Source organism: Kitasatospora sp. NPDC018619 (assembly GCF_044391605.1).
GTDB lineage: Bacteria > Actinomycetota > Actinomycetes > Streptomycetales > Streptomycetaceae > Kitasatospora.
The window spans coordinates 129,718-156,628 of the sequence record NZ_JBISAI010000014.1 but is presented as its reverse complement, the minus strand read 5'-3'; the positions used below and the strand labels follow the sequence as shown (position 1 = coordinate 156,628).

Here is a 26,911-nt window from a genome sequence, read left to right as displayed (position 1 = left end):
GGTGGGGCGGCGGGGGGGGGGGGGGGCGGCGCCCCCCGGGGGGGGGGGGGGCCCCGCGCGCCCCCCCCCCCGCCCCCCCCCGGGGGGGGGGGGCCCGGCGGGGGGGGGGGGGGGCCCCCCCCACCACCGGGACCCCCGGGGGGACCACAGGCCCCGGGGCGCCGCCGGCTCTCCCCCGGGGCAGGCCGACCGATGAGCGGGGCTCATCGGTCGATGAGCTCATCGATCTTGTTCGGCCCGTCCGCCGACTGGTGAGCTGGCCGCATGACCAACGCCGAAACCCTTGCCCCACCAGCCGGTCCACCCGCCGCCCACCGCTGGTCCCCGGTCCTCGCCGTCGCGCTCGCCACCTTCACCGTGGTCTCCTCCGAGATGATGCCGGTCGGCCTGCTCACCCCGATGTCCCGCAGCCTCGGCGTCACCGACGGCGTGACCGGCCTGTCCCTCACCGTCACCGGCCTGGTCGCCGCCGTCGTCTCCCCCTTCGCCCCGCTGCTCGTCGGCCTGCGCGACCGCCGGACCGTCCTGGTCGCCTTCATGCTGCTGCTCGGCCTGGCCAACGCGGTGACCGCGCTCGCGCCGGACTTCGCGGTGCTGGCGGCCGGCCGGGTCCTGCTCGGCGCCGCGATGGGCGTCGTCTGGGGCCTCGCCGCGAGCGTCGGTTCGCGCCTCGCCGACGGGCCACGGGTCGCGTCGGCCATGACGCTGGTCTTCTCCGGCGTCTCCGTCGCCTCCGTGCTCGGCGTCCCGCTGGGCACCTACCTGGCCTCGCTGCTCGACTGGCGCGCCGCGTTCTGGGCGCTCGCCCTGCTCGGCGCCGCCTCCGCCGCCGTCCTCGCCGCCACCCTGCCCGCCCTGCCGGTGCGCGAACGCGGCCGGCTCGGTGGTCCGGCCGCCGCCCTGCGCCACCGGGGCGTCGCCGCCGGGATCGCGATCACCGGGTGCGTCGTGCTCGGGCACTTCGCCGGCTACACCTACGTCCGCCCGGTCCTCGAAGCCGACGCCGGCCTGAGCGGCGGTGCCCTCGCCGCCTGCCTGCTGGTGTACGGACTCGCGGGCGTCGCCGGGAACTTCACCCTCGGCCCGCTGTCCGGGCGCCGCCCGAAGACCGCCGTCACCCTCGCCCTGGCCGGCGTCGCCCTGGCCGCGGCGCTGCTCACCCGCGCCGGCGGCACCGCCGCCGCCCTGCTCGTGCTGGTCCTCTGGGGCGCCGCGTACGGCGGGGTCTCCGTCTCCACCCAGAGCTGGGTGCGCACCGCCGCCCCGGCCCGGGTCGAGGCCTCGGCGGCGCTCTGGGCCGGGGTGTTCAACGCGAGCATCGCGCTCGGCTCCCTCGCCGGCGGGCAGGTCGTCGACCGGGCCGGGCACCGCGCCGCCCTGCTCACCGCGGCCGCGCTGGCGGGCGTCGGACTGCTGCTCGCCCTGCTGTCCCGGCCGCACGCCGGGCGGCCGGGCGGGCGCTGACCGGGCGGACGCCGAACCGGGCGGGCGCTGCCCGCCCGGTTCAGTCGACGTGCCGGGCCAGCAGCTCGACGAACCCGGCCGCCATCCGGTGCGGGCGCCGCTCGTTGCGGACCACCTCCAGCGTGGTCGGCGCCAGCTCCGGCACCGGCAGGAAGCGGATGTCCGGCCGCCGGACGTACGCCGTGCTGCGCTCGCACAGCAGCAGCCCCTGGCGGGTGCCGACGACCATCGACAGGCCCTCCTGGATGGTGGCCGCACCCGCCGGGTAGGCCAGCTCCCGCCCGCTCGGCGTCCGCCGGGGCGCGTGCACCCGCCGCCAGTACTCCGGCGCCGGGCCGCGCGGCTCGATCAGCGGCACCCCGGAAAGGGCCTCGGCGTCCATCACGCCCACCGCGTCCGCGCCGTCCGCCCGGGCCGCGCCGCCGGGGCGCCCGGCGGCGGACAGCGCCACGAACACCCGCTGGCGGGAGAACTCCATCAGCACCTCCAGCCCCGGCTCCCGGCACGGGCCGAGCACGATCGCCAGGTCGACCTCCCCGCGGGCGAGGTGCGAGAACGGGTCCGCCCACGGCAGTTCGACCAGCCGCACGCTGCCCTCCGGCAGGTCGGCGATCACCCGGGCGACCGGCTCGTACACCGCGCACTGGAAGCCCAGCCGCAGCGGCGCCGCCGTCGCGGCCCCCGCCCGGGCCGCCTCGTACCCCTCCCGGAGCCGCTCGAAGGCGGGCACCACCTGCTCGGCCAGCAGCCGCCCCAGCTCGGTCAGTTCGACCCGGCGGCTGGTCCGCCGGAACACCGGGGCGCCGACCCGGCCCTCCAGACGCTTGATCAGCTGGGAGACCCTCCCCTGCGAGACGCCGAGGCGCTCCGCCGTCCGCCCGAAGTGCAGCTGGTGGACGAGGACGGAGAAGCACTCCAGCTCCTGCAACGGCAGCTCGGGCAGGATCGGGGCTGGGGTCGGTCGGTCCACCCCGGCAGTCTACGGACGCCCGCTACCCGGCCGCTCCGCAGGCCAGCACGGCGCGCAGCTCGGCCGCCGGATCGCCCTCATGGTAGGGGCGTTCGCTCGGCTCGATGTGGTCCAGGAACTCCTGGTAGCGCAGGGCGTAGGACAGGTGGTACAGCGGCTCGGCGAGGTCGAGGGCCCGCCCCGGGTCCGAACCGGGGGCGTGGCGGCGCCAGGCCTGCGTCCAGACCCGGGCGTGGTGGCGCCAGGCCTCCTCGGTGAGGTAGGCGCGGGGACGCAGCCCGTCCAGGGCCGGGTGCCCCAGGCAGGCGTCCGCGTAGTCGACGACCACCGTGTCCGCGCCGTGGGCACGCCAGTTGCCGGGGTGGAAGTCGCCGTGCAGCAGCGTCTCCGGCAGGCCGCAGTCGGCGAGCCGGTCCAGCAGCCCGGGCAGGCCGGCGGCGAAGCCGGCCAGCCGGTCCAGCTCCTCGGGCGTCAGGTCGGTCTCCGCCGGGAGGCGGCCGAGCAGGCCCGTCAGTTGGGCGGCCAGGGTGCGCGGGGTGCGGTCGCGCAGGCGGCCCAGCTCGGCGGGGCGGGCGGCGAGCGCGGCCTGGGCGGCGACGAGCCGGGGGACGACGTCGCCGACCGTCGCGGCGGACGGGCTCCAGCAGTCCTCGCCGGGGACGTGGTCGAGCAGCAGGCGGCCGCCTGCCGGGTCGGCGGCGAGGACGGTCGGGACGAGGGCCGGGTCGACGCCGCCGAGCAGCGCGATCACCTCGCCCTCGTGGGCGTTGAACGCGGGCGTCGTGGTCTTCAGCCAGGCGTCGGTGCCGGTGGTGGTCGGGAGGCGGAACAGGCCGGAGAGGTTCCAGGTCCGGATCTGCCGGGCGGGCGCGGCCTGCGGGCGGCCGGCCTCGGCGAGCCGCGCCCGGGCCCAGTCCAGCGCGGCCCGCAGGCCCGCGGGCGTGGCCCAGGCGGCGCGGCGCTCGGCCGGGCCGAGCAGCGCTGCCGTCCCGGGGTCCGGGGTGGCGGGCCGGAGCCCGGCCGGCCGGCGCAGTGCCTCGGCGTGGTAGCGCACCCGCCCGCCGTGGCCCGGGTCCTCGCTCCGCCCGTCGACCAGCCGCGTCACCAGGACCGGCGCCCCGGCCGCGGTCGCCGCGCGCGCGACCACCTCGTCCACGGAGGACCACCAGCCGAGCTCCACCTCGAAGGGGCCCAGTTGTCCGAAGTACTCGTCGCCGTGGGTGAGATCGACCGTCACGGTCCGGTTGCTCGCTCGCTGCACCGCAGCAGCCTCACCCACCCGACCGGCCGGGCGCCAACGGTTTTTCCACGGGCGCCGACAAGAATTTGCACATCTGCCACTTGGCAGTTGTGCCACTTGCCTAGTTTCAGCGTGCCCGACCACGGCCCCGTCGTCGGATCCCGCACCGTGAGGACCGCATGAACCACCGAGTGGACACCGCCGCCCTGCCCGTCATCGACCTCGTCCAGATCTCCGACCTGCACTTCCGCGACTCCCCCGGCGCCCGGACGTTCGTCGCCCACGAGCCCGAGGACGGTCTCGCCGCGGTGCTCGCCGACGCGGCGCCCGCGATCACGCGGGCCGCCGCGGTGGTCGCCACCGGGGACCTCGCGGACCTCGGTGAGCCCGGCGCGTACGAGCGGATCGGCGAGGTGCTCGACGCACTGCCCGCCCCGGTCTACTGCCTCGCGGGCAACCACGACCGCCAGGACCCGATGCAGGCCTGTCTGCCCCGGCCGAACGTCCATTTGGAGCCCGCCGTCCGGATCGGGAACTGGCTGATGCTGTTCCTCGACGCCAACGCCGACGGGCGCGTGGCCGGGGCCGACGGCACGTACCACGACCGCGAGGACCGGGTGCACGCGGCCGCCCAGCCGGGCCTCACCCCGGTCGAGGAGGAGCGGGCCCGGGCCATCCTCACGGCCACCCGCGCGGACCACGTCTTCCTCTGGCTCCACCAGCCGCCGCTGCCCGCGACCGCCCCGGCCGCCCAGGGCGACAGCGCGCTCGCCCGTCTGGTCCGCGACTTCCCCGCGATCCGGGCGATCGGCGCGGGGCACCTGCACGGTGACCTCTCCGGCGAGTTCGAGGGCCGCCCGGTCCACGTCTGCCCGTCCAGCTTCATGAGCCTGGACATGCCCGGGCGCGCGCTGGAGGGCCCCGGCTACCGGACCTACCGGCTGCACCCCGACGGCCGGGTCGAGACCGGGGTCCGCATCGTGCCCGGAGCCCTGACGGACGCCCTGCGGGCCACCCCGATGCCGGTCTTCCTCGGCGACCTGCTGTCCGGGCGGATCACCCCGGACGAGGTCCAGGCGCTCAGCGACGCGGAGTTCGAGGAGCGCTACGGCGAACCCCGGCCGATGCGCCGCGGGTAGCCGCCCCGCGGGCCGGGTGCCGTGCGGCGGCCCCGGGCCCGTACCGGGCCGCCGCCGGCCCTGCCGGAGCAGCGCCCGGCGGGGCCCCGGCAGGACTAGCCGATCGCCACGGCCGTGCCCGAGACCCGGACCCGGGTGTCCTGCGCGCGCAGCTCGACCCGCAGGACGCCCGGGCGGCCCAGGTCGTCGCCCTGGTGCAGTGTCAGCACCGCCGGGGCCGCCACCGCGCCGAGCTCCCGCAGATAGGCGCCGAAGGCGGCCGCGGCGGCGCCGGTGGCCGGGTCCTCGACCACCCCGCCGACCGGGAACGGGTCACGGACGTGGAACAGCTCGGCGGCCTCCCGCCAGGCGAGTTGCAGGGTGGTCAGGTCACGGGCGCGCATGAAGGCGGCCAGGCCGTCGAAGTCGTAGTCGAGCCGGGCCAGCCGCTCGCGGGTGGCGACCGGGAGGACGAGGTGCCGGGCGCCCGCGTAGGCGACGCGCGGCGGCAGCACCGGATCGAGGTCGGCGGCCGACCAGCCGAGCAGGGCGAGCGCCCGCGCGACGTCGGCCTGCGGCACCTCCTCGACCTTCGGCTCGACGCTGGTGAGGGTGGCGCGCAGCAGACCGTCGGCCCCGCGCTCGACCTCGACCGGGACGTCCCCGGCCGCGGTCGCGAAGCGGTACCGCCCGGGGCCGGTGCGCTCGGCCAGGGCGACGGCGGAGGCGACCGTCGCGTGCCCGCAGAACGGCACCTCGGCGAGCGGGCTGAAGTACCGCACCCGGTAGGCCCCTTCGGCCGGGCCGGCGGTCAGGAAGGCGGTCTCGGAGTACCCGACCTCGGCGGCCACGGCGAGCATCCGCTCGTCGGTCAGGCCGGTGGCGTCGAGCACCACGCCGGCCGGGTTGCCGCCCTCGGGGCGGGCGGCGAAGGCGGCGTAGCGCAGGATCTCGGGTGCGGCGTCGTCGGTCATGACCGGACGAACGCCCCGGGCGGGCGGGCTGTTCCCGCTCACCGCAGCACCGCCTCCAGGAGGTCCGAGCCGAGCCGGGCGCTGCCCGCCAGGTCGAGCTCGTAGAGCATGTACCGGCCGCGCCGCCGGGTGGTGAGCAGCCCGGCCCTGCGCAGCACCGCGAGGTGCCGGGACACCTCGGGCGCGGTGAGCTGCCAGGCGGAGGCGAGCTCCCCGGTGGTGTGCGGGCCGCGCGCCATGGTGCGGGCCAGGCGCAGCCGCACGGGGTGGGCGAGGGCCTCCAGCCGCTGCTGGACGAGGGCGAGCGAGACGGGCTCGGGCAGGCCGGCCTCGGCGACGGGGTACTGGAGGACGGGCCGCCAGCCGCGCGCGTGCACCACCAGCAGGTGCGGGCGGCCGAAGGCGGTGGGGATGAAGGTGACGCCGCCCGCGTCGGTGCCGCTGGTGGTGTTGTCCTGGAGCTTGTCGACGACGATCCGGCGCCGTCCGTCCCCGCCCTGTTCGAGGGCGACGGAGGGCGAGACGTCGGTGAGCGCCTCGGCCAGGCCGCGGCGGGTGAGCAGGTCCGCCTTGCGCCGGGCGTCGGCGGCGAGGTCGGGCAGGACGCGCTGCCAGGCGTCGGCGAAGAACGCCGCCTGACAGTCCTCCAGCATCCGGCGCACCAGGGCCCGGACGGCCGGCGGGTCGGCGAGCAGCCGGTCGGCGAAGGCGGCCTGGCGGGGGCCGCGGGCGAGGGCGAGCTCCCGGGCGCGCTCGTTGGCGACCGGGTCGGTGAGCGGGGAGCCCGTCCGGCGGGAGAGCCGGGAGGAGCCGCAGGTGGTGACGAGGGCGGCGGCGACGTACAGCTCGTCGTCGATCCGGTCGACGGCGTCCAGCTCCTCGGCCAGGGTGGCGCCGGGCAGGCCGGGGACGAGGAAGTCGGCACGCGAGGAGCGCCAGAGGAAGTCGGCCTCCAGCAGCCGCTCGGACAGCTCGGGCGGGATCACCGCGGCCGTGCAGCCGGCCCAGCCGTGCAGCGCGGGGTGGTGCGCGGGCTCGGCGAGCACGTGCAGCATGGCGTTCAGCTCGGCGAGCGGGGAGGGCGTGAAGAGCAGGCGTTCCTCGGGCAGGCCGGTGATGTCGATCGTCAGACTCACACCGGCGATCCTGCCATCCGGCCCCGGCCGGGCCGCGGCGGATTGACGGGAAGCGTCAATCCGCGTGCCAGGCGGCCCGAGCCGGGCGGACGGTACCGGCCATGAGCACGGTCCAGGAGAAGTCCGTCCATGAGCCCGCCGCCCGCCCTGGCGGGCCGCCCACGCCGCCGGCCGGCCCGGCGCGCCGCGGCCCGGCCGCGCTGTGGCGCCTGCTGACCGCGGCCGGCGGGCCGCGGTACGCCGCCGCGCTGGCGGTGGACGCGGTGGGCGGCGGGCTGCTGCGGCCGTTCCTGCTGCTGTACGGCGTCGGCGTGCTGCACCTCGGCGCGGGGGCGGCCGGGCTGGCGCTGTCCGCCGGGATGGTGTCGGGCCTGCTGGTGGTGCCGCTGACCGGCCGCTGGATCGACCGCGGCGCCCGGACCCTGCCCGCCGCCGTCACCCTGCTGCTGCGGGCGGCGGGGGCGCTGACGCTGCTGCTCGCGGCCGGGCTGCCGGGGTTCACCGCGGCGGCGGTGCTGTTCGGGGTGGGCAGCCAGTCCTGGCCGACCACCCACGCGGCGGTGGTGAGCACGCTGACCGACGGCCGGCTGCGGGACGCCGCGCTGGCCGCCGGGCGGTCGCTGCGCAACGCCGGGCTGGGCGTGGGCGCGCTGCTGGCCACCGCGGCGGTGAGCGGGGGGGACGGGTGCCATCCGGCTGCTGGCCGGGGTGACGGGCGCGGCCTGCCTGGCCGCGGCCGTGCTGGTGGGCTCGCTGCGGGTGCGGGCCGCGCGGCAGGAGCGGCCGGCGGACGGGCCGGAGCGCACGGAGCCGCTGCGCCGGATCACCCTGCTGAGCCTCGCCAACGTGCCGTACGCCTTCTGCTTCGACGTGCTGGAGGTGGCCCTGCCGGCGCTGCTGGTGCTGCGGCTGCACGCCTCGCCGGCCTGGTCCTCGGGCATCTTCGTGGGCAACACGGTGCTGGTGATCGCGCTCCAGCTGGCGCTGGTGCTGAAGCTGGCCGACCGCTCGCGGCGGGCCGTGCTCGCCGCCGCGGGGGCGCTGCTGGCGGTGTCGTACCTGGCCTTCTGGGCGGTCGGCTCGCTGGGCGGCGTGCCGGGGGCGGCGGGCATCGCGGTGGTCTCGGTGCTGTACACGCTGGGCGAGATCCTCTACACCGGCTCGGGCACGGCGCTGGTGGCGTCCGTCGCCCCGCCGCACCGGCTCGGCCGGGCGCTGGCCCGCTGGGAGCTGTCCTCGGGGGTGGGCCGGGCGGCCGCGCCGGCCGTGCTGACGGCGCTGCTGGCGGTCGGCCCCGGGGCGCTGTGGGTGCCGCTGGCCGCGGCGACCGCGCTGGGGGCGCTGGCGGTGCTGCGGCTGGGTCCGGGGCCGGGGCGCTGACCGGCGGGCGTACGGGGGGCCTGCGTCGCGGGGTGGGGGTGGCGGGCCCGGCGCCGCGGGCCGGGGCGGTGTGCTCGGCGTAGCGGGCGGGGGCGGTGGGCTCGGCGCAGCGGGCGGGGCGGCGGACCGGAACCGGTGGGATGATCGGGCGCATGGCCCTGACCCCGCACCAGCAGCACCTCCGCGACCGGATCATGGCCGCCCGGGTGACCGCCCCACCGGAGCCCTGGCGGCCGGTGGGCCGCGGGATGCTCGCGGTGGGCGGGCTGCTCGGCATCGGCTTCGCCGTCCACCCGGAGAACGGGCACGACCTGGTGCTCACGGTCTCGCACCGCGGCCACGGCCTGTTCGACGCGGTGACCGGCCTCAAGCTGGCCCGGGACCACGAGCCCGCCGAGGACCCGGACGGCCCGGACCTCGCCTGCCCGGGCCTCGGCCAGGTCGCGGACGTGCGCATCCCGGTGGCGGGGGCGTGGGGCGGCGGGCTGCACACCGCCGCGGCGGGCGGCTGGCACGTCGAGGTGGTCGCGCCGGAGTGGCCGCACCACCGGGTGCTGCTGGCCAACGGCCGGGGGCCGTGGCAGGGCGAGCACGGCGACAGCTGGTGGCTGGTCCTCGACTCCGCCTGGTCGACCTTCCGCGCGGCCGGCTTCTCCCCGAGCGGCCGGACCCTCGCGGTGGCCACCAGCAGCGACCTCTCGCTCTGGACCCGCGGCTGACCGCGACGGCCCTTCGCCCCGCCGACCCGCCGACCGGCCGCCCCGCCACCCCGCTGCCCCGCGGTCTGTCCGCCGGGGCGGGCCCGGGCGCGGGCCCGGGCGCAGGCGCAGGCGCAGGCGCAGGCGCGGGCCGTTCCGGATGCGGACGGCGCGCCGAGCCCGGATGCTGGCGGCGAGGCGCACCCGGCCCCAGGAAGGACGAACCGCCCATGAGTGCTCTCGACTTCGAGATCATCGACAGCCCGGACAGCTCGCTCAACAAGACCTCCGTCCTGGTCACCGGGCCGCACGACGCGCTGCTGGTGGACGCCGGGTTCACCCGCTCCGACGGGCGCCGCCTGGTGGAGCGGGTGCGGGCCAGTGGCCGGCGGCTGACCACGGTGTTCGTCAGCCACGGCGACCCGGACTTCTACTTCGGCGCCCAGGAGCTCCAGGACGCCTTCCCGCAGGCCCGCTTCCTGGCCACCGCCTCGACCGTCGAGCACATCCAGCAGACGTACGAGGCGAAGCTGCGGGCCTGGGCGCACCTGGGCCCGGAGCTGCCCACCCGGCTGGTGCGGCCGGAGGCGCTGCACGGGGACGAACTGGTCTTCGAGGGCCACCGCTTCGAGCTGCGCGGCGCCGACTTCCACCTGCCGGACCGGCACTACCTCTGGCAGCACCACCACCGCGCCGTGCTGGGCGGGGTGCTGCTCTTCGAGGGCCTGCACGTGTGGACGGCCGACACCCCCACCTCCGCCCAACGGGCCGCCTGGATCGACCTGTTGGACGGCATCGAGGCGCTCCAGCCGACCTGGGTGGCGGCCGGCCACCGGGTCCCCGGCGCGCCCGCCGACCTGAGTGCCGTCGACCACACCCGGGCCTACCTGCGCGCCTTCGAGACCGAGATCGGCCGGGCGGCGGACGCGACCGCGGCCAAGGAGGCGCTGGAGCGGCGCTTCCCGGAGCTGGGGCTGCGGATCGCGGTGGACATCGGCACCAAGGTCGTCATGGGCGAGATGGCGTGGGGGTGAGCGGGCCGTGATCGAGATCCCCGGGGACGTCTCCTCCTTCGCCGAGTCGTCCGCCCCCGCCGACGTGGTGCGCCGCCAGTACCTGGCCTCCGCCCGGGGCGACCTGGCCGCGCTGCGCGCCACCCTGGCCGAGGACGTGGAGTGGACCGAGATGGCGGGCTTCCCGCTGGGCGGCACGTACCGCACGCCGAAGGGCGTGACGGCCAACGTGATGGAGCGGCTGGCCGCCGAGTGGGAGGACTGGACGGCGCACGACGACACCTACGTGGTGGACGGCGAGACCGTGGTGGTGCTGGGCCGCTACACGGCCGTCCACCGGGCCACCGGGAAACCGCTCGCGGTCCGGGTCGCCCACCGCTTCACCGTGCGCGGCGGACGGATCGTGCGCTTCGAGCAGTTCACCGACACCGCGCTGGTGAGGGAGGCCATGACGGCCTGAGGCCCGCGGGCCGGCGCGCGGCCCCGGTTCACCCGTACGGGCGAGCGCGGCGCGGCGCGCCAGGCGCGGTCTCGACAGACCACCCGGACGGCGGCAGGCTGTGCCCCGACCACGGCCGGAGAACGAGGAGTCGAGCATGGCGGGCACGGCGGGCACGGAGACCGGGACCAGCGGAGCGGACGGGCGGGAGCGTCCGGTCGTCATCGTCGGGGCGTCCCTGGGCGGTGCGAAGGCGGCCGAGGCGCTGCGCGGGGCCGGGTACCGGGGCGGCATCGTCCTGATCGGCGAGGAGCACGAGCGCCCGTACGAGCGCCCGCCGCTGTCCAAGGGCTACCTCCAGGGCAAGACGCCCCGGGAGAAGGTCTACGTCCACCCGCCGCAGTGGTACGCGGAGAACGACGTCACACTGCGGCTGGGCACGGCGGTGGCCGCGATCGACCCGGCGGGGCACACGGTGACGCTCGCCGACGACGGCCGGGTGGAGTACGCCAAGCTGCTGCTGACCACCGGCTCGGTGCCGCGCCGGCTGCCGGTGCCCGGCGCGGACCAGGACGGGGTGCTCTACCTGCGCCGGGTCGAGGACAGCGACCGGATCAGGGCGGCGCTGCGGCCGGGCGCCCGGATCGCGGTGGTCGGCGCGGGCTGGATCGGGCTGGAGGTGGCGGCCGCGGCCCGGGAGGCGGGCGCCGAGGTGACGGTGCTGGAGGCGCTCGAACTGCCGCTGCTGCGGGTGCTCGGCCGGGAGGTCGCCCAGGTGTTCGCCGACCTCCACCGGGAGCACGGCGTGGACCTGCGCTTCGGCGTCCGGGTGGCCGAACTGACCGGCGGGGGCGGCACGGTGAACGGCGTGAAGCTCGCCGACGGCACCACGGTGGCGGCCGACGCGGTGGTCGTCGGCATCGGCATCACGCCCACCACCGGCCTCGCCGAGGCGGCCGGGCTGGAGGTCGACAACGGCATCAAGACCGACCGGCACCTGCGCACCTCGGACCCGGACGTCTACGCCGCCGGCGACGTCGCCAACGCCTACCACCCGCTGTTCGACCGGCACATCCGGGTCGAGCACTGGGCCAACGCGCTCAACCAGCCGCAGACCGCCGCCCGCGCCCTGCTCGGACAGCCCGACGCGGTGTACGACCGCGTCCCCTACTTCTTCACCGACCAGTACGACCTCGGTGCGGAGTACGTCGGCTACGTCGAGCCCGACGGCTACGACCGGGTGGTGTTCCGCGGCGACCCTGCCACCCGCGAGTTCATCGCGTTCTGGCTCAAGGACGGCCGGGTCCTCGCGGGGATGAACGTCAACGTCTGGGACGTCACCGACCCCATCCGCGAACTGGTGCGCTCCGGCCGCGCGGTGGACGCCGACCGCCTGACGAACCCGGACGTCCCCCTCGGCGACGTCTGACGCCCGGCCGGAACCCCGGGCCGGCGAGCAGCCGACCGATCGCCGCCGGTCAGGCCGCCGTCGGCCCGCCGGCCGGGATCCGGTCGCCCGGGTGGTCCCCGACGCTGCACCACCAGACGGCTGCAGCGTCGTGCGTGACGGCGTGCAGGCCCGCCCGGTGGCGCGGACAGAGCGGCCACACCGTCCGGTACCGGTCGGCCAGGTAGGACTGGACGGCGTCGGCGACCTCCGCCCACACCCGCGGCCCGTCGAACGACTGGATCACCGATCCGGCCACCGCCACGTCGCCCGCCGGGAGCCCGGGGGTCGGGTTGGTGAACTCCGGCAGGATCTCCGGGTCGTGGTGCGTGGACGCCCGCACGTCGGCCGTCACCTGGCGGAGCGCCTCCGTGACGGTCCGGCACTTGTGGTCGAAGGCGAGCCACGCGAAGCGTTCCGCGGGCAGCTCGCCGTGCTCGCGGTAGACCCGCCGGATCCAGTCGGCGGCCGACCCGCCCGTCGGCAGGACGGCCACCTCGCAGGCCATGCGTTCCAGCCAGTGCGCGAAGCGGTCCTCGTAGCGGGCCTCGAACTCGGGGTCGTTCATTGGGTGCTGTCTCCTGGCGACGAAGAAGGGCCGACCCGGCCGGAGGAACCGGCCGGGTCGGTGCGGTGCGGAACGGGTCGTGCGGTGGAACGGGTCCTGGAGACTCTCAGGCCCTATCCCGAGTACCTGCCGCCGCCGCCGAAGTTCTGGAACCGCTGCCAGTAGAACTGGGCGACGCCGATCGCGGCCTTGCCGGTGGCGTTGAACTGAACGGAGTCGCCCGGCTGGAGCCAGCAGGTGAAGAACCCGTAGCAGCTGTGCCTCCCGCGGGCGCCGTTTCCGTACCAGTACCCGTGGAAGTTGTACCAGCCGAGCTCACCGTGGCTGTAGCTGCCGGCGGTCACCTGGCTTCCGTTGACGGAGAGCTGGAAGCGCCAGCCCGCGTAGATGTAGGCGCCGGCCCAGCCCTGGCGGAACCACATGTCCCACTGGAGCGAGCACTTGCGGCTCGACTTGTCGCAGATGCGCCGGATACGGACACAGTTGTAGTAGTTGCAGTCGGTCTGGACGCGCTCCATGAGCGCGTTGCCGTCGAGGTCGTACTTGTTCAGCGGATCGGCACAGGTGTACTCGTACCGGTTGCAGCTGCCGTTGGCCACCGGATCGACGGACAGGAAGCGGCCGGAGGCCGGGTTGTACAGCCGGACGCCCATCAGCATGACCGACCCCACGGTCTCCGCGGACCGCTCCTGTGCACCCAGCCATCCATAGCGGGCGGCCGCCTGGCCGGCCCGGGCGTTGCCGTACTCGTCGCTGTCGAGCGCGACCGGAGCCTGGGAGGTGTCCAGCGGGAGCTGGAGGGCGATGTCGCCGTGCAGGTTGGCGAGTTGGAGGACGGTGCCCCCGGTCTTGGTGGTGGTGGCGCCGAGGCCTCCGACCAGGCCGCCGACGTTGCGGGTGAGGTTGCCCGCGCCGTCCTCGGCGATCCAGCTGGGGCTGTCGCTGTCGCTGGAGTAGTGGTTGGTCTTGGTGCCGCTCTGGGTCCAGGTGCCGGCGGTGTTGGTCTCGGTGGTCCAGCCGCGGAAGCGCTGGGCGGGGTCGAGGGTCCAGGTCTGGCGGTTGGCACCGGTGGTCTGCTGCTGGACGAGGTCGCTGTTGTAGTAGGCGACGGTGGATCCGGGCAGGGCGGTGGTGCGGCCGAACGCGTCGTAGGTGTAACCGGGGTTCACCAGGCGGTCGGCGGAGTCGTAGGTGTTGGTCTGGGTGGTCGCTCCGGTGGTGGCGCAGTCGGTGCCGCGGGCCGCGACGGCCGTGGCGAGCGAGGTGCGGTTGGTGTTGTTGTCGAAGCCGTAGCTGCGGGTGGTGCAGACGGCGTCGGGAGAGGTGTCCTGGACGGTCGTCAGACGCCCGGCGTTGTCGTACGTGTAGGTCTGGGCCGCGGTGACGCCGGGGGTACCGGTGTGGGTGGCCCGCTGGCCCTGGACGGTCTCGGTGATGCCGTCGGAGAGCACGACCGTGCCGTCGCTGTCACGCGTGTAGACGCGGCCGGTGGCGGTGCCGGTCGGAGCGTGGCGCTCGGTCATGGTGTACCCGCCGGGCAGGCCCTGGGTCACCACGGAGCCGTCGGCGTCGTAGCGGGCGGTGAAGGTGCCGGCGACCGAGTCGGTGACCGAGGTGGCGAGGCCGCGCGGGTCGACGGCGGTGTCGTAGGTGTAGGTGGTGGTGGACGGGACACTGTCGGTGACCGTGACGGGCCGGTTCAGCGCGTCGTACTGGGTCGTGGTGGTCGAGCCGTCGGCATCGGTGTAGGAGACCAGACGGCCGAGCGCGTCGTACGCCTTGGTGATGGAGCCGCCGCTGCCGGACGACTGCTTGGTGACCGCGCCGGTGGTGGGGTCGTAGGTGGTGGTGATCGGCGCCACCGCCGTGCCGATGCCGCCGGTGACGGTGGCGGTCACCGGGCGGCCGGCGGCGTCGGGCGTGATCGTGGTGGTGCGGGTGACGCCGTTGGCGGTCTCGTCGGTCTGGGTGATCTGCCCGAACAGGCCGTACTGGACGGTCTTGGAGGGCAGCTGGGTCGGGTTGGAGCCACCGCCGGCGATGTCACCGGCCGGGCCGGTCCGGCAGACCAGGTCCGCCCACTCGGGGCGACCCGCGCAGGCACCGGTGCCGGTGGCGGACCAGTAAGTGGTGCGGGTGGTTCCCACGTCCGAACCGTTCGACCGCGGAAGGGACTTGGAGATCTCCCGGCCCTGGCTGTCGTAGCCGGTGACGGTGGTGAGGTTCAGGCCGCCGACATCCTGGATGCGCTGGGTGGCGACATCGAGGACCCAGTCGTAGACCCGCTTCTCGCTGCGGGTCTCGACGAACACGTCCGGCCAGGCCCGCAGCGCGCCACCCGTGACGGTGGACGTGACCAGGTCCTTGACCTTGGCGGTGCCGTCGGTCGGGCGGCCCTCGTCGTAGGTCTTCACGACGCGGGTGCGGGAGACCGCCTGGGTACCGGCCTTGGCGACCGTCGCGCCGCCGGACACCACGTCGGCACCGAGGGTGACACGGTGCAGCGGGCCGTAGCTCTCCGTCTCACGGAGCCCGTCGACACTGATCACGCTGGTGCTGGAGAGCAACTGGGCGCGCTCGGTGCTGGGCAGGGTGTTGATGCCGAGATCGGCCAGCTGGGCCTTGGCGGCGTCGGTGGCACCGAGGGCGAGTTCACGGTTGGTGGCGGAGAGCGTGCGGACGCTGTTGCCCCACTTGTCGTACTCGGTGGTGGTGATCCGGTGTCCGGGAGTGGCCGTGTTGACCTGGCGGCCGGAGGCGTTCAGGTAGTTGACGGTGGCCCGGGTGTAGTCGCCCGCGTTCAGGTCGGTGCCGCTGTTGGAGGCGGGGACCTGGTCGGCAGGGAACACGGCGGTGGCGTCGGTCGGCAGGTCGGTCTGGCCCCAGGTCAGGCCGGCGGTGACCGACAGATCCTCGGGGGCCTTGCTGCCACCGGTGGGCACACCGTAGACGATCGTGGTGTTGGCAGTCCCGTTGACGGTGTTCGTCCCCTGGGCGAGGGTGTTGGTCCACAGCTTGGTGAGCATGCCGTCGCCGGCGGACGGGTTGGCCGCGACGTTGCCGTAGGCCATGTGGTAGCCGCCGTTGACGCCGGGCGGCAGGATGCCGGACAGCGCACCGTTAGAGTCGGCGGCGGCCACGTACGAGTACTGAGTCATGGTTCCGGCGCCGAGGCGCGGGTCCCAGGTCTGGCGCAGCGAGCCACCCAGGTCGTAGCGGTAGGTGGCGACATCGGTGGCGGTGGCGTTGGCCGCGCCGGGGGCGGTGGCCCACAGCTTGATGGTCGACACCTGACCGGCGAAGTCACCGAAGTCGCCGCCGTTGGTGTAGCCGGTGGCCGTGGTGGCGCTGGCGTACACGAACTGCAGGACGCGGCAGCCCTTGGTCGCCGGGTTGGCCGCACAGGCGGCGGCGGTGACGGCCGACGTCGGCGCGATCATGTACTTCGGCCGGGCCAGCGTCTTGCCGTTCACCACGGTCTTCTCGGAGATGACCGTGGAGGTCGAGTTGTCGATACCGTCATGCAGGCTGGACGTCACCGTCCACGTCGCGACGGCCGGGTCGACCTTGGCGAAGGTGGTGACCGAGCCACCGGTGTCGGACAGGGTGAAGTCGCCCGAGGCGAAGGAGCCGCGCAGGGTCAGTTCCTCGCTGCCGGGCTCCGGGACCCAACCGTTGCCGGCCGCGTCGGCGGTGAAAGCGACGGTGCCGCCCTCGGTGAGGACCACGTCCAGCGAGGTGTTCGAGGTCTTGCGGATCTCGGTGTAGGCGGACTGGGAGATGTCCGCGCCCACGCCGGAGGTCCAGTTCGGCCCGAAGATCGCGGCCTGGCCGTCCTGGTTCGCCGCGGCCTTCGGGTCGCGCGAGGAGTGCGTACGGCCGACCGACAGGTTGAAGAACGAGGCGTCGGTGGCGGAGACGCTGTAGTCACCGGTCAGCAGGTTGAGCGTGCCCGGCCCGACCTGCGAGGAGGCGGCGCCGGACGCCTTGCGGTCGACGACCACCTTGACGCCCTCGGAGGAGACGGCGGAGCCGTTCGGGCCCGTGAAGTCGGCGCGGAGCTGCGCCGCGCCGTCGGGGCTGACGGTGCGGGTGGCGTTCCAGGTGAGCGACGGGCTCTTGCCGGCGTTCAGTGCGACGGGCCAGGTCACCGTGTTGCCGCCGTTGGTGACGTCGGCGGCCGGGACGGTGGTCCACGGGTCGGCGTCGGAGCGGCGCCAGGAGAAGCTGACGGCGTTGTACTTCGCGGCGTCGGCCTCGGCGATCAGCGGGAGGCGCGCCGCGGTGCGGGTGCCGTCGTCGGGCGAGACCACCCCACCGGCGCCGACCTGGAAGGTGTACGACAGCGCCTCGGACTTGTTCTCGGCCCGGCTGGTGGCCCGCACCTGGAGGGTCTGGGTGCCGGCCCTGTCCGGGGTGACCGTCAGGTTGACGGGTGCGTTGGAGCCGCTGGTGGGGACCTTCGTCCAGTTGGTGCCGTCGAGCGTCCACTCCAGGGCGCTCTGGCCACCCGAGGACGGGGTCACGGTGAACACGCCGGCCTGGCCGGCGCCCTTGACCCACTGCCCCGACGGGTAGTCGGGCGAGGTGATCGCGGACGGCGCGGACGGCTTGGAGGTGTCGACCGTGAAGTACGCCCACGGCGACCAGCCGAGGTTGTAGTGCATGCCGTCGAACGGCGAGGTCCGGAACCGGTACGTCTTGCCGTTGGCCAGCAGGCCGGCCGGGACGGTCACCGAAGCGGGCTGGCCCGAGGCGACGTACGGCGAGACCAGGACGTTGCCGACCTGCGCGTTGGTGTCGTTGTCGAAGATCTGGAAGGTGCCGGTGACCTTGTCGTTGTTCGGGTCGACGAAGGTGTCCCGCAACGTCGGCGTGGTCGAGTTGACCCACCAGGTGCCGGTCGCGTCCTTGTAGAACGGCGAGCCGGCCTGCTGGTCGGTGCCGGTGCGCGGGCGGTAGTTGTAGGTGACCGTCAGCTTCGGCACGTTCGAGCCGGCCTCGGAGGAGTTGACCTCCTTCCAGTATTTCGTGTTGGTCTCGTCCGGCGCCCGCAGGCCCATGCCGGACGTCGACTTCTTCGCCGACGTCCAGGTCTGCACCAGGTTGGTGACATCGGCGTTGATCCAGCCGTCGTTCTGGCAGCCGGTGCGGCCCGCGGTCTCGTTCGACGAGACGGACTTGGAGTTCCAGGCCGGCTGTGCGGTCCATCGGGACGCGGTGGACGCGAGCCCGGTGTCGTAGACGTCCCAGGCGTAGGCGGCGCAGTCGCTGTTGCCGGAGTGGAAGTTCCACAGCGACAGCGTCGCGTTCATCACCAGCGCGTCGGCGATCGGCCCGGTGTTCCAGTTGATGAAGGCGCGGGCCTCGCGGGAGGAGCCGTCGGCGTTCTTGGTACCCGGGTTGCCCCAGTACAGCTCGGTGTCCGCCGACCAGTCGACGGTCTCGCCCTTCTGCACCCGCGTGTCGAAGACGTTGCCCAGCGCGATCGTCGACGGGTCGACGGTCACCGGGTACTGCGTCCTCGCATCGGCCAGGAATGCCGCATCCGGCGTGAACACCAGGTCGATGTCCTCGCCGTGCTGAACGACCTTCAGGTCGACCTTCGCGCGGTTCGGGTGCTCGTGCGATCCGGCGACCGAGGTGGCGTCCCACATCACCGGCGCAGGCAGCACGGCCCGCTTCTCACCGGTCTTCCGGTCGGTGAACAGCACACTGCCGTCCCCCTGCGCCTCCCCCTTCAGGCCCTTGGCCTTCAGCGGCATCGTGTACGAATAACCGGCCGTCGTGGGGCGCTGCTTGAGCACCGTGAACTGCTCGAAACCGGTCCGGGTGGCCTCCACCACCAGGTCCGCCGCGCCGTCCGCGATCGCGTTCCTGTACGTCGCCTTCGTGCCGTCGAGCTCCGGCTTGGGCAGACCGCCCTTCCACTGGAGCTCGACCTGCTGCTCGCCCTCTCCGAGCGTCACCAGGGTGCGGTCCTCGTCCTTGCCCGCCTGCGGATCCGCGACCGACTTCGCCTGCGAACCGCCCGGCGCGGCCAACTTCAGCCCGCCCGGGTGCGCCTTCGGCGCCACCGAACCGTCCGCCTGCGGCTGGAGGGTCAGGTCGACGTCCGTCCACTCCCCGCCACGCCGGAAACGCACCGGACCGGCGAAGAGCTCGGTGGTCAGCGAACCGTCCTTGTTGACCCACGTCGTCGACGTCTCGGTCCGCTCGGACAGCGCCTCAACCCGCTGCCCGGACAGCCGCGCCGCGACCCTCGCCGACGGCACATCGGCCGCCGTGGTGGCCCACTGCGCACTCTGACCGCCCTGCGGCCCAACGGGCTTGCCCTGCCCGGCGGCGGCCAGCGCGGTCTCCGTCCCGGTCAGCACCGACACCGCGACGGCCATCGCCACGGCGACGCCCACCCCCCGGACACCCGGCGGCATCGACCGCCCGCGGCGCCCTGATATGCGATCGCGCACATCATCTCCCTTGTCGTGATCCCGCCCGCGTGGTGGGACCGCACGGATCGTATGCAAGGAAGAAATGCACGATATGGCGTCCTGTCAGGACAAGGGCACTCAAGAAGTTCCCAGGAAGCCCCGTAGCTGTTATTCAAGTGGAATGTGGGGCACCCGTGGCGACCGCGCGGGTCTACCGTGGCGTATTGGTGGGGAACAGTGCGGGCCCGCCCTCAGGACGGTCCGCCCGTGCGTCCAGAATGCAGGGCGCCGGCTCCGGACACGGCCCTCGGAGGTGCGGACCAGGCGTCGAAGAAGGCCGTCGAGCTGCTCGAACGCTCGAACACTCCCTCGCGCTGCCGGCGGGCGAAGTAAGGGTGGACCGCTCTTCGCCATGCGGTCGGGGTGGGTTCGACCAGGTCGGCGCAGTTCCGACGGGCATTCGTGCCGTGGTGGCGCTCGCAACCCACCAGCCCCGAAGCCCCACAAGCGAGCCAGCCGGGCCAGGAGCACGGTCCTGGCCCCGGGGCGTCTCCCGGAGCGGGCTCCCGGGTGCGGTTTCGTCCTGGGTGCGGACGAACTCCCCCGCCTTCGAATGGTCCTCTTGATCAGGCCGGAAATCACCGGAACGGTCCATCCAGAGGAGTCCCTCCGTGTACGAGAACACACCGCACAGCCGCGTCCAGCCTTCCCGCCGGGGCGGCCGGCACCGGGCGGTGGCGGCCGTGACCGCCGTGGCCGCGGGTGTCCTGGCGGCCGGCGTGGTGGCACCGACCGCGGCGTTCGCCGGCGGCAGGCCGGACGGCGTCCAGCAGAGCCTCAACGCGCTGGTCAAGAACGACGGCCTGCCCGCCGCCCTCGCCTCCGTGAAGGGCCGCGACGGGCGCACCCGCACCTACACCGCGGGCGTCGGCGACGTCACCACCGGGGCCAGGCCCACCGTCGACGGGCAGGTACGCGCGGGCAGCAACACCAAGACCTTCACCGCCGTCGTCGTCCTCCAGCTCGTCGCCGAGGGGAAGGTCGGCCTCGACGCACCCGTCGAGACCTACCTGCCGGGCCTGCTGCGCGGCGACGGCATCGACGGACGCGCCATCACCGTCCGGCAGCTGCTCCAGCACACCAGCGGCCTGCCCGACTACGTGGACAAGGAGGCCATCCTCGCCAACCCGAAGCGGTACTACGAGCCGCGCGAACTCCTCGACGCGGCACTGGCCCAGAAGGCCGACTTCGCCCCGGGCACGCGCTGGGAGTACAGCAACACCAACTACCTGCTGGCCGGCCTGATCATCCAGAAGGTCACCGGACGGCCCCTCGGCGAGGAGATCACCAAGCGCGTCATCGACCGCATCGGCCTGCGCCACACCTACTTCCCCACCCCGGGCGACACCACCGTCCACGAGGCCCACCCCAAGGGCTACCACCGGGAAGCCGACGGCTCGCTGCGCGACTACACGGAGCTGGACCCGTCCTGGGGTTGGGCGGCCGGGGCGCTCGTCTCCACCAACACCGACCTCAACACCTTCTTCACCGCGCTCCTCGGCGGCCGACTCCTGCCCGCGGCACAGCTCGCCGAGATGCGTACCACCGTCCCCGCCGAGGCGTTCGGTCCCGGCGCCGGCTACGGGCTGGGCCTGATGAGCCGCCCGCTCTCGTGCGGCGGCCTGGCCTGGGGCCACGGCGGGACCATCCCGGGCTACAAGACCAACGGGGGCGTCACCGACGACGGCCGCGCCGTCAGCCTCGCGGTGACGGCGATCCCGAGCGACGAGGCCGGGCAGCACCTCGACGCCGCGGTGGACGCGGCCCTGTGCCGCTGACCCCGCCGGCTGCTCCGGCCCACCGGTTCAGGCTGACCCCGCCGGCCGCTCCGGCCCCGGTGGCCCCGCCCGGGCCGGCCTGAACCGGCACCACCAACGGGTTCCGCGTGCCCCGGCACGCCCCGGCACGCCCCGGCCCGCCCCAGGTGCGCGGAACCCGCACATCCCGGCAAGTCCCCACTTCAGCAGAGGAGTTCCTCCGTGCACGAGCACGTACAGCACAGCCCGGCCCGCCGAAACCGCCGCGGCCGGCCCGCGGTGGCGGCGGCCGTGGCCACCGTGGCCGCGGGTGTCCTGGCGGCCGGCGTGGTGGCACCGACCGCGGCGTTCGCCGGCGGCAGGCCGGACGGCGTCCAGCAGAGCCTCAACGCGCTGGTCAAGAACGACGGACTGCCCGCCGCCCTCGCCTCCGTGAAGGGCCGCGACGGGCGCACCCGCACCTACACCGCGGGCGTCGGCGACCTCTCCACCGGGGCCAAGCCCCCCGTCGACGGGCAGATACGCGCGGGCAGCAACACCAAGACCTTCACCGCCGTCGTCGTCCTCCAGCTCGTCGCCGAGGGGAAGGTCGGCCTCGACGCACCCGTCGAGACCTACCTGCCGGGCCTGCTGCGCGGCGACGGCATCGACGGACGCGCCATCACCGTCCGGCAGCTGCTCCAGCACACCAGCGGCCTGCCCGAGTACATGGAGGCCCCGGCCCTCGCGGACTACCTGACCGTCCAGTTCCGCTACTTCGAGCCGCGCGACCTCCTCGACGGCGCCCTCGCCCAGAAGGCCCTCTTCCCGGCGGGAACCGACTGGGCGTACAGCAACACCAACTACCTGGTCGCCGGGCTCCTCGTCCAGAAGGTCACCGGACGGCCCGTCGGCGAGGAGATCACCAAGCGCGTCATCGACCGCATCGGCCTGCGCCACACCTACTTCCCCACCACGGGCGACACGACCATCCACGAGGCGCACCCCAAGGGCTACTACCGGAGCTCGCCGGACGCGACCCCGGTCGAGTACACCGACATGGACTCCTCGATGGCCTGGGCGGCCGGGGCGCTCGTCTCCACCAACACCGACCTCAACACCTTCTTCACCGCGCTCCTCGGCGGCCGGCTCCTGCCCGCGGCACAGCTCGCCGAGATGCGCACCACCGTCCCCGCCGAACTCCTGGGCCCGGGTGTCCGCTACGGGCTGGGCCTGCAGAGCAGGCCGCTCTCCTGCGGCGGCCTGGCCTGGGGCCACGGCGGCACCGCCCCCGGCTACCGGTCCCGCGGCGGCGTCACCGACGACGGCCGCGCCGCCGGCATCGCCGTCACCACCGTCCCGTCCGAGGAGGGCGTGCGGCAGATGGCGGCCGCCCTGGACGCGGCCCTCTGCCGCTGACCCACCCCTCCGTTCCGTCCGGCTCCCGCGCGGGGGCCGGACACCGAACGGGGACCTCCGCTCGGCCCGCGGTAGCCGCGCCCGGACGATCAGGCCCGGACGGTCGGGCCCGGACGATCGGTCCCGGACGATCAGCCCACCGGGACGCCGGGGTTCACCAGGCCCCGGCCCCCGGTGACGGTGTTGTCCGCGGCGACGGTGACCTTGCAGGTGGCGGCGTAGTTCGTCACGTCGATCGCGTACCGGTCCGGGCCGGTGGCGCCGGTGAGGTCGGAGCGGTTGCCCCGGAAGACGGTGCCGCAGCCCCAGCCGGGCTGCAGGCTGTGGGTCTGGTAGCCGTCGTCGGTGGTGCGCCGGCCGGTGTTGTTCTCGATGACGTAGCCGTTGCCCTTGACGTCGACCCAGGAGTCGTCGGAGTTGCGCCCGGTGAGGCCGTCGCCGTCGAAGGAGTTGCCGGAGACCAGGCCTCCGACGGTGCCCTCCTTGAGGTCGACGTTCTCGGCGCCGATGTTCGGGCCGAAGGTGTTCCCGGTGATCTGCACGTAGTCGCTGTGGTCGGTGAGGGTGTTGGCGGTGCCGACGTAGACGCCCTCGCCCATGCCGTCCCGGTTGAGGCCGGTGTCGTGGATGCGCGAGTCGCGCAGCGTGCCGTGGGCGCTGGAGTTGCGGAAGTGCACGCCCTCCATGGTGGTGTGGTGGACCGTCACGTCGTCGATGACCACGTAGTTCGCGGCGTCGGCCATGATGCCCTTCTGCCCGCCCGTGACGGTCAGGCCCTGGACGGTCCAGTAGCTCGCGCCGTTGAGGTGGAGGCCGTAGCCGCCGCCGGAGGGGGCGGTCAGGACGGCTTTCGCCGAGCCGGTGAGGGTGATCCGGGCGGCGGCGGTCCCCGGGGTGGTGGCCTTGAAGTTGCCGGCGTAGGTGCCGTCGGCGAGCTGGATGGTCTGGCCGGGCACGGCGGCGGCGAGCGCGCTCTGGAGCTGCTTGGCGGTACTGACCCTGACCACGGCCGCCGGGGCGGCGGGGGCGGAGCCGGTGGCCACGGCCGCGGGGGCGGCGCAGCCGAGGGTGAGGACGGCGAGCGCGGCGAGGACTGCGAGGCGCCTGGGCACGGAGGGTGCTCCTTGGGGTCGGGGCCGGCCGGGGGCGGCCCGTGGTGGCAGGAACATGCCGCCGTCCAGAGTGGACTGGACCATTCCGAGGCGTCAAGAGCACCCCGTCCGCGTGATACTGGAGCCCTGGGAAGTCAGAGAGATCCGGGAAGGCCGGGAAGGCCCGGAAGCTGGAAGCTCGGACAGGGAGAGACGGCCATGGGCGGTACGGCCGGATTCGCCGTGGTGGTGTTCGGTGCGCTGGGCGGCGTGGTCGCCTACCTCGCCGGGGCGGTCGGCCTGCGTGACCTGCGTCGGCTGCGCCGGGTCGGCGTCCCGGTGCGGGCACTGGTGCGCGAGCGCGCGCTCGCGCCGGAGGAGCGCGCGCTGCCGCCGAGGCCGCTGCTCCAGTTCGAGACCGCGGACGGCCGGGTCGTCGAGGTCTTCTCCCCCGTCCCGTCCACCGCCCGCCACCCCCTGCCGGACGGCGGCTTCGTCCCCGTCCGGTACGACCCGGCGGATCCGCGGCAGGTGCTGGTGGACGGACGGGAGCGGGCCGGCCTGGAGTACGGGTTCCTCGCGCTCGGGCTGCTGGTGGTGCTCGGCTCGATCACCCTCGGCGCCACGGTGCTCTGAACGGTGCCCGGGGCCGCACGCAGGGCTGCGCGCGGCCCCGCCCCAGCGCCGGACCGGGCACCGGGCGGCCCCGCCCCAGCGCGGGACCGGGCACCGGGCGGCCCCGCCTCGGTTCAGACGGTCGCCGCGCTGGTCGCCGCCACGGTGGCCGCGGTGGTGACGGCGATCATGGTGAGCTGCACGGCCCGGATCGCCTCGCGGACGGACTCGGCCGCGCCGTCGCCGTCGGCGATCTGCGCGAAGCGCGGCTCGACCTGCCGGTGGGGCAGGTCGGGGAAGGCCAGCCGGTGCAGCCGCGCACCGTGCAGCAGCGCCACCAGGGCCGCCGTGCGCAGGTCCGGCTCGGCGCCGTCCAGCACGGCCGCGGCCAGCCGCCCGCGCAGTTCGCGCTCCACCGTGCCGTCCGCCTCCGGGTAGCGGCGGACCGGGAAGATGCCGAACGCGCGCCGCCGCTCCTCGACCACCAGACCGCGCTCGCACAGCCGCGCGACGGTGTCGGCGACCGCCGTGGTGCGGTCCGTGGTCAACCAGTCGGCCGCCTTGGCCCGGCCGGGGCGGCGCCCGGCGGCCCAGGCGTCGAGACGGGCCAGCCGTCCGTCCACCAGCGGATCGCCGGTCGGGGTGCGGTCGGTGACGGTGAGCTGCCCGTCCTCGACCGTGACCCGCCCGGCCAGCACCAACTCGGCCAGGATGCCGCCCGCGGCGGCCCAGGCGGCGGTGGGGGCGTCCTTCGCCACGCCGGACTCGTCGTCCAGCGAGAGCAGCATCAGCTCCTCGGCGAGGGTGACGTGCATCGGGTGTCCCTTCTTCTCCACGCGGTGAGTCGGTGACTCGGTCGCTCGGCGGCCCGGCGGGCCGGGCCCGCGGACGTCAGGCCCGCGGACGTCAGGCCCGCGGACCCTGGGCACGCAGGGCCTCGACCAGGCGCCGGGCCCGGGTGTCCTCCTCCAACAACGCCCGGACCAGCCGATCCGTGCCCTGGCCTGCGGCGTCGGCCAGGTAGGCCTCGACCGATCGCGGGTCGGCGGGCAGCGTCACCCCTCCGGCGTCGAGCGCGGCGCGCGCCCGGCCGTAGTCGAGGCCGAGCCCCATGAGCGCCTCGCCGACTCCGGCCTGCTGCGCCAACCCCGGCTCGCGGCGGACCACTTCGCCCACGGCCAGCAGGGCGAGCAGGACGTGCTCGGTGCCGGGCGTGCGGCGCCCGAGGCGCTCCGCCTGGGCGTCGGCCTCCCGTCGGATCCAGGCCGCCGGGCCGCCGGAGCCCGGCTGCCACAAGTGCTTCCAGCGCGGGGCCCGGGGCGCGCGGCGGGCCAGCAGCGCCTCCCGGGTGGGGCGCAGCAGCGGGTCGAGCCCGCCGTCGGGCGGCGCGGCGCCGTCGAGCCGGTCCAGGACGGCCCGGGGCGTGACGCCGGCCGCGCGCAGAAGCTCGACGGCACGGTTGCAGCCGTGCGGCCCGTCGGCGAGCAGGACGCGCAGCAGGTGCGAGGCGGTGCAGGCGGACGCGCCGTCCCGGCGGGCCTGCCCGGTCGCGGCGGTGAACGCGGCGGCAGCGGCCTCGCTCAGCGGCCGTCCGCCGCCGGTGGCGCCGAGCACCTCCCGGGCGGGCACGGCGGCCGGGCCCTCGTCCGCCGCCCAGCGCCCCCGGCGCTCCCGGGCCAGGGCGCGCAGGGTGTCCGCGCCCGCCCCGGCGGCCGCGAGGGCCTCCCCGGCCGGGCCCGCCTCCCCGGCCACCGCGATCAGCAGGTGCTCCGTCCCCAATCGCCCGTCGCCCGGCTCGCCGAGCGCATGCCAGTCCGGCTCCAGCACGGTCGTTTCCATCGGCCCCTCCACGACTTCGGCTTTGCCTGAACCATAGGCGCGCTTTGCTCTCCCTTGGGCATTTCCTGCACGTCGAGAACACGTCAGGAGGGGGCCGCCGCCGGCCGCACGGGCTACGGCCTCGCCGCCGGACGCCGCATCACCCAGAGCGTCGGCCCGCCCTCCGGCAGGCGGACCTCCTCCAGCACCTCGAAGCCGAAGTGCCCGTAGACCGCGAGGTTCGCCTCCTTGGAGGACTCCAGGTAGACCGGCAGCCCCGCCGCGTCGGCCTTGGCCAGCCCCGAGCGCAGCAGCGCGGCGCCGTGCCCCAGGCCCCGGGCGGCCGGGTCGGCGCCGATCACCGCGAGGTACCAGTGCGGCTCCTGCGGCACGTTGGCGGCGGCCGCCTCGACGGAGCGCCGGAACGGTTCGGCCCGGTCGCCGAGGATCTCCGCCAGCTCCCGGAGCATCTCCTCGTCCGGGACGGCCTTGTCCTGCGCCTGCGGCGGTATCCAGAACGCGGCGGCACCCGCCGTCCGCTCGCACACCCCGTACCGCCCGTACTGCCGGGCGAACAGCGTGGCGAAGTAACGGCCCAATCGCTCCCGCCGGGTGGCCTGGTCGGGAAAGAACCAGCACATCATCGGATCGTCCTCGAAGGCCAGAGCCAGGGATCGGCTGATGAACGGCGCGTCTTCGGGGGTCGCCGCCTGCGGAACATTGGTCATCTGCATACGGACATCGTGCGCGCCCTTATGTCCGTCCGGGCAGCGAGGGCCGGTGGATGCGCGTCCATGGAGGTCCGTCGGCACCCGTGCGACCGTACCGCCCGCCGCAACGGGCCGGGCCTCCTGACAGACCGTCGAGGCCGATCGGCCCGCTCGGTACCGCCGCCGAGGGGCCCGCCGGCAGGGAGCGCGACCCGACCGTCTGACCGCGCCCCGACTCCCCCGCCGGTGCGCGGGCCGGCCGTGGCGGGCCCGTTCCGGAGCCAGGTCCGCCGTCCGGACCGGCGGCGCTCCCCCTGCCCGGCTTCCCAGGTCAGCGGGCCGGTCGGGGCTCCCGGATCCCGACCGGAGCCCCGACCGGCGAGGCCCCTCCGGACGGGCCGGCCGTCCACGGGCAGCGCGGCCGACAGGACACTCCTCGACGCAGGGCGTCGCGGTGGCGCAGCCGGGGCAGCCGTCCCGTGCGGTACGGAAGGGCGGCCGGCAAAGCGGCCGGCGAGGCCGCCGCGGCCGACGGCTCGTCAAGCCCCACCTCCGGCCGGGAATCCGCCCGACCGCGCTCCCCG

General features: G+C 74.9%; 21 protein-coding genes. 10 read left to right on the top strand and 11 right to left on the bottom strand.

Annotated features, from left to right (window positions below):
- Positions 1-264 precede the first annotated feature (264 nt).
- Entirely contained in the window at positions 265-1,464 is a 1,200-nt protein-coding gene (locus ACH5AR_RS23110) for an MFS transporter (RefSeq protein WP_396303358.1), read from the top strand.
- A 40-nt stretch (positions 1,465-1,504) separates the two neighbouring features.
- Here the strand turns inward: ACH5AR_RS23110 and ACH5AR_RS23105 are convergent, their stop codons facing one another.
- Both ACH5AR_RS23105 and ACH5AR_RS23100 read right to left on the bottom strand, forming a co-directional pair.
- Positions 1,505-2,434 (bottom strand): LysR family transcriptional regulator, encoded by a 930-nt coding sequence (locus ACH5AR_RS23105; RefSeq protein WP_396303357.1) that lies wholly within the window; start codon positions 2,432-2,434, stop codon positions 1,505-1,507.
- A 22-nt stretch (positions 2,435-2,456) separates the two neighbouring features.
- The gene (locus tag ACH5AR_RS23100) at positions 2,457-3,671 is read right to left on the bottom strand and encodes a phosphotransferase (protein WP_396303356.1); all 1,215 of its coding nucleotides are present in this window, start codon (positions 3,669-3,671) and stop codon (positions 2,457-2,459) included.
- Between the two features lie 182 nt (positions 3,672-3,853).
- On the opposite strand from ACH5AR_RS23100, the gene ACH5AR_RS23095 reads away from it, so the two are divergent.
- The gene (locus tag ACH5AR_RS23095) at positions 3,854-4,813 is read left to right on the top strand and encodes a metallophosphoesterase (protein WP_396303355.1); all 960 of its coding nucleotides are present in this window, start codon (positions 3,854-3,856) and stop codon (positions 4,811-4,813) included.
- Positions 4,814-4,908: 95 nt separating this feature from the next.
- Here the strand turns inward: ACH5AR_RS23095 and ACH5AR_RS23090 are convergent, their stop codons facing one another.
- From ACH5AR_RS23090 to ACH5AR_RS23080, 3 genes are read right to left on the bottom strand one after another with little or no spacing between them, the layout of a single operon-like run.
- Positions 4,909-5,766, bottom strand: a complete 858-nt coding sequence (locus ACH5AR_RS23090; protein ID WP_396303354.1) for a PhzF family phenazine biosynthesis protein — start codon at positions 5,764-5,766, stop codon at positions 4,909-4,911.
- Positions 5,767-5,804: 38 nt separating this feature from the next.
- Positions 5,805-6,902 carry a DUF5937 family protein gene (locus tag ACH5AR_RS23085; protein ID WP_396303353.1) on the bottom strand — a complete coding sequence of 366 codons (1,098 nt, stop codon included), beginning with the start codon at positions 6,900-6,902 and terminating at the stop codon, positions 5,805-5,807.
- A gap of 55 nt (positions 6,903-6,957) precedes the next feature.
- Positions 6,958-7,563, bottom strand: a complete 606-nt coding sequence (locus tag ACH5AR_RS23080) for a hypothetical protein (RefSeq protein ID WP_396303352.1) — start codon at positions 7,561-7,563, stop codon at positions 6,958-6,960.
- A gap of 47 nt (positions 7,564-7,610) precedes the next feature.
- On the opposite strand from ACH5AR_RS23080, the gene ACH5AR_RS23075 reads away from it, so the two are divergent.
- The 5 genes from ACH5AR_RS23075 to ACH5AR_RS23055 all read left to right on the top strand — a co-directional run bounded on the left by ACH5AR_RS23075 (position 7,611) and on the right by ACH5AR_RS23055 (position 11,861).
- Entirely contained in the window at positions 7,611-8,282 is a 672-nt protein-coding gene (locus tag ACH5AR_RS23075) for an MFS transporter (RefSeq protein ID WP_396303351.1), read from the top strand.
- A 152-nt stretch (positions 8,283-8,434) separates the two neighbouring features.
- Positions 8,435-9,001 (top strand): hypothetical protein, encoded by a 567-nt coding sequence (locus tag ACH5AR_RS23070; protein ID WP_396303350.1) that lies wholly within the window; start codon positions 8,435-8,437, stop codon positions 8,999-9,001.
- Between the two features lie 209 nt (positions 9,002-9,210).
- On the top strand, positions 9,211-10,014 hold the full coding sequence (locus ACH5AR_RS23065) for an MBL fold metallo-hydrolase (protein WP_396303349.1): 804 nt from the start codon (positions 9,211-9,213) through the stop codon (positions 10,012-10,014).
- A 7-nt stretch (positions 10,015-10,021) separates the two neighbouring features.
- Positions 10,022-10,453, top strand: coding sequence for a nuclear transport factor 2 family protein (locus ACH5AR_RS23060; RefSeq protein ID WP_396303348.1), 432 nt, complete (start codon positions 10,022-10,024; stop codon positions 10,451-10,453).
- 136 nt (positions 10,454-10,589) lie between these two features.
- On the top strand, positions 10,590-11,861 hold the full coding sequence (locus tag ACH5AR_RS23055) for an NAD(P)/FAD-dependent oxidoreductase (RefSeq protein ID WP_396303347.1): 1,272 nt from the start codon (positions 10,590-10,592) through the stop codon (positions 11,859-11,861).
- A gap of 49 nt (positions 11,862-11,910) precedes the next feature.
- On the opposite strand, the gene ACH5AR_RS23050 is transcribed toward ACH5AR_RS23055, so the two are convergent.
- On the bottom strand, positions 11,911-12,447 hold the full coding sequence (locus ACH5AR_RS23050; RefSeq protein ID WP_396303346.1) for a hypothetical protein: 537 nt from the start codon (positions 12,445-12,447) through the stop codon (positions 11,911-11,913).
- Between the two features lie 113 nt (positions 12,448-12,560).
- A complete protein-coding gene (locus ACH5AR_RS23045; RefSeq protein ID WP_396303345.1) occupies positions 12,561-18,860 on the bottom strand; it encodes a DNRLRE domain-containing protein in 6,300 nt (2,099 codons plus the stop codon).
- A gap of 689 nt (positions 18,861-19,549) precedes the next feature.
- On the opposite strand from ACH5AR_RS23045, the gene ACH5AR_RS23040 reads away from it, so the two are divergent.
- Both ACH5AR_RS23040 and ACH5AR_RS23035 read left to right on the top strand, forming a co-directional pair.
- A complete protein-coding gene (locus ACH5AR_RS23040) occupies positions 19,550-20,716 on the top strand; it encodes a serine hydrolase domain-containing protein (RefSeq protein WP_396303344.1) in 1,167 nt (388 codons plus the stop codon).
- 201 nt (positions 20,717-20,917) lie between these two features.
- On the top strand, positions 20,918-22,093 hold the full coding sequence (locus ACH5AR_RS23035; RefSeq protein ID WP_396303343.1) for a serine hydrolase domain-containing protein: 1,176 nt from the start codon (positions 20,918-20,920) through the stop codon (positions 22,091-22,093).
- A gap of 131 nt (positions 22,094-22,224) precedes the next feature.
- Here the strand turns inward: ACH5AR_RS23035 and ACH5AR_RS23030 are convergent, their stop codons facing one another.
- Positions 22,225-23,205: a right-handed parallel beta-helix repeat-containing protein gene (locus ACH5AR_RS23030; RefSeq protein ID WP_396303342.1), complete on the bottom strand. Its 981-nt coding sequence runs from the start codon at positions 23,203-23,205 to the stop codon at positions 22,225-22,227.
- Between the two features lie 198 nt (positions 23,206-23,403).
- Here ACH5AR_RS23030 and ACH5AR_RS23025 point away from each other — a divergent pair, with 198 nt between their 5' ends.
- The gene (locus tag ACH5AR_RS23025) at positions 23,404-23,820 is read left to right on the top strand and encodes a DUF3592 domain-containing protein (protein WP_396303341.1); all 417 of its coding nucleotides are present in this window, start codon (positions 23,404-23,406) and stop codon (positions 23,818-23,820) included.
- Between the two features lie 113 nt (positions 23,821-23,933).
- On the opposite strand, the gene ACH5AR_RS23020 is transcribed toward ACH5AR_RS23025, so the two are convergent.
- From ACH5AR_RS23020 to ACH5AR_RS23010, 3 genes are all read right to left on the bottom strand, one after another.
- Positions 23,934-24,614 (bottom strand): GPP34 family phosphoprotein, encoded by a 681-nt coding sequence (locus ACH5AR_RS23020; protein WP_396303443.1) that lies wholly within the window; start codon positions 24,612-24,614, stop codon positions 23,934-23,936.
- Positions 24,615-24,705: 91 nt separating this feature from the next.
- Positions 24,706-25,638, bottom strand: coding sequence for a Clp protease N-terminal domain-containing protein (locus ACH5AR_RS23015; RefSeq protein ID WP_396303340.1), 933 nt, complete (start codon positions 25,636-25,638; stop codon positions 24,706-24,708).
- Between the two features lie 113 nt (positions 25,639-25,751).
- Positions 25,752-26,351, bottom strand: a complete 600-nt coding sequence (locus ACH5AR_RS23010; RefSeq protein WP_396303339.1) for a GNAT family N-acetyltransferase — start codon at positions 26,349-26,351, stop codon at positions 25,752-25,754.
- Positions 26,352-26,911 lie beyond the last annotated feature (560 nt).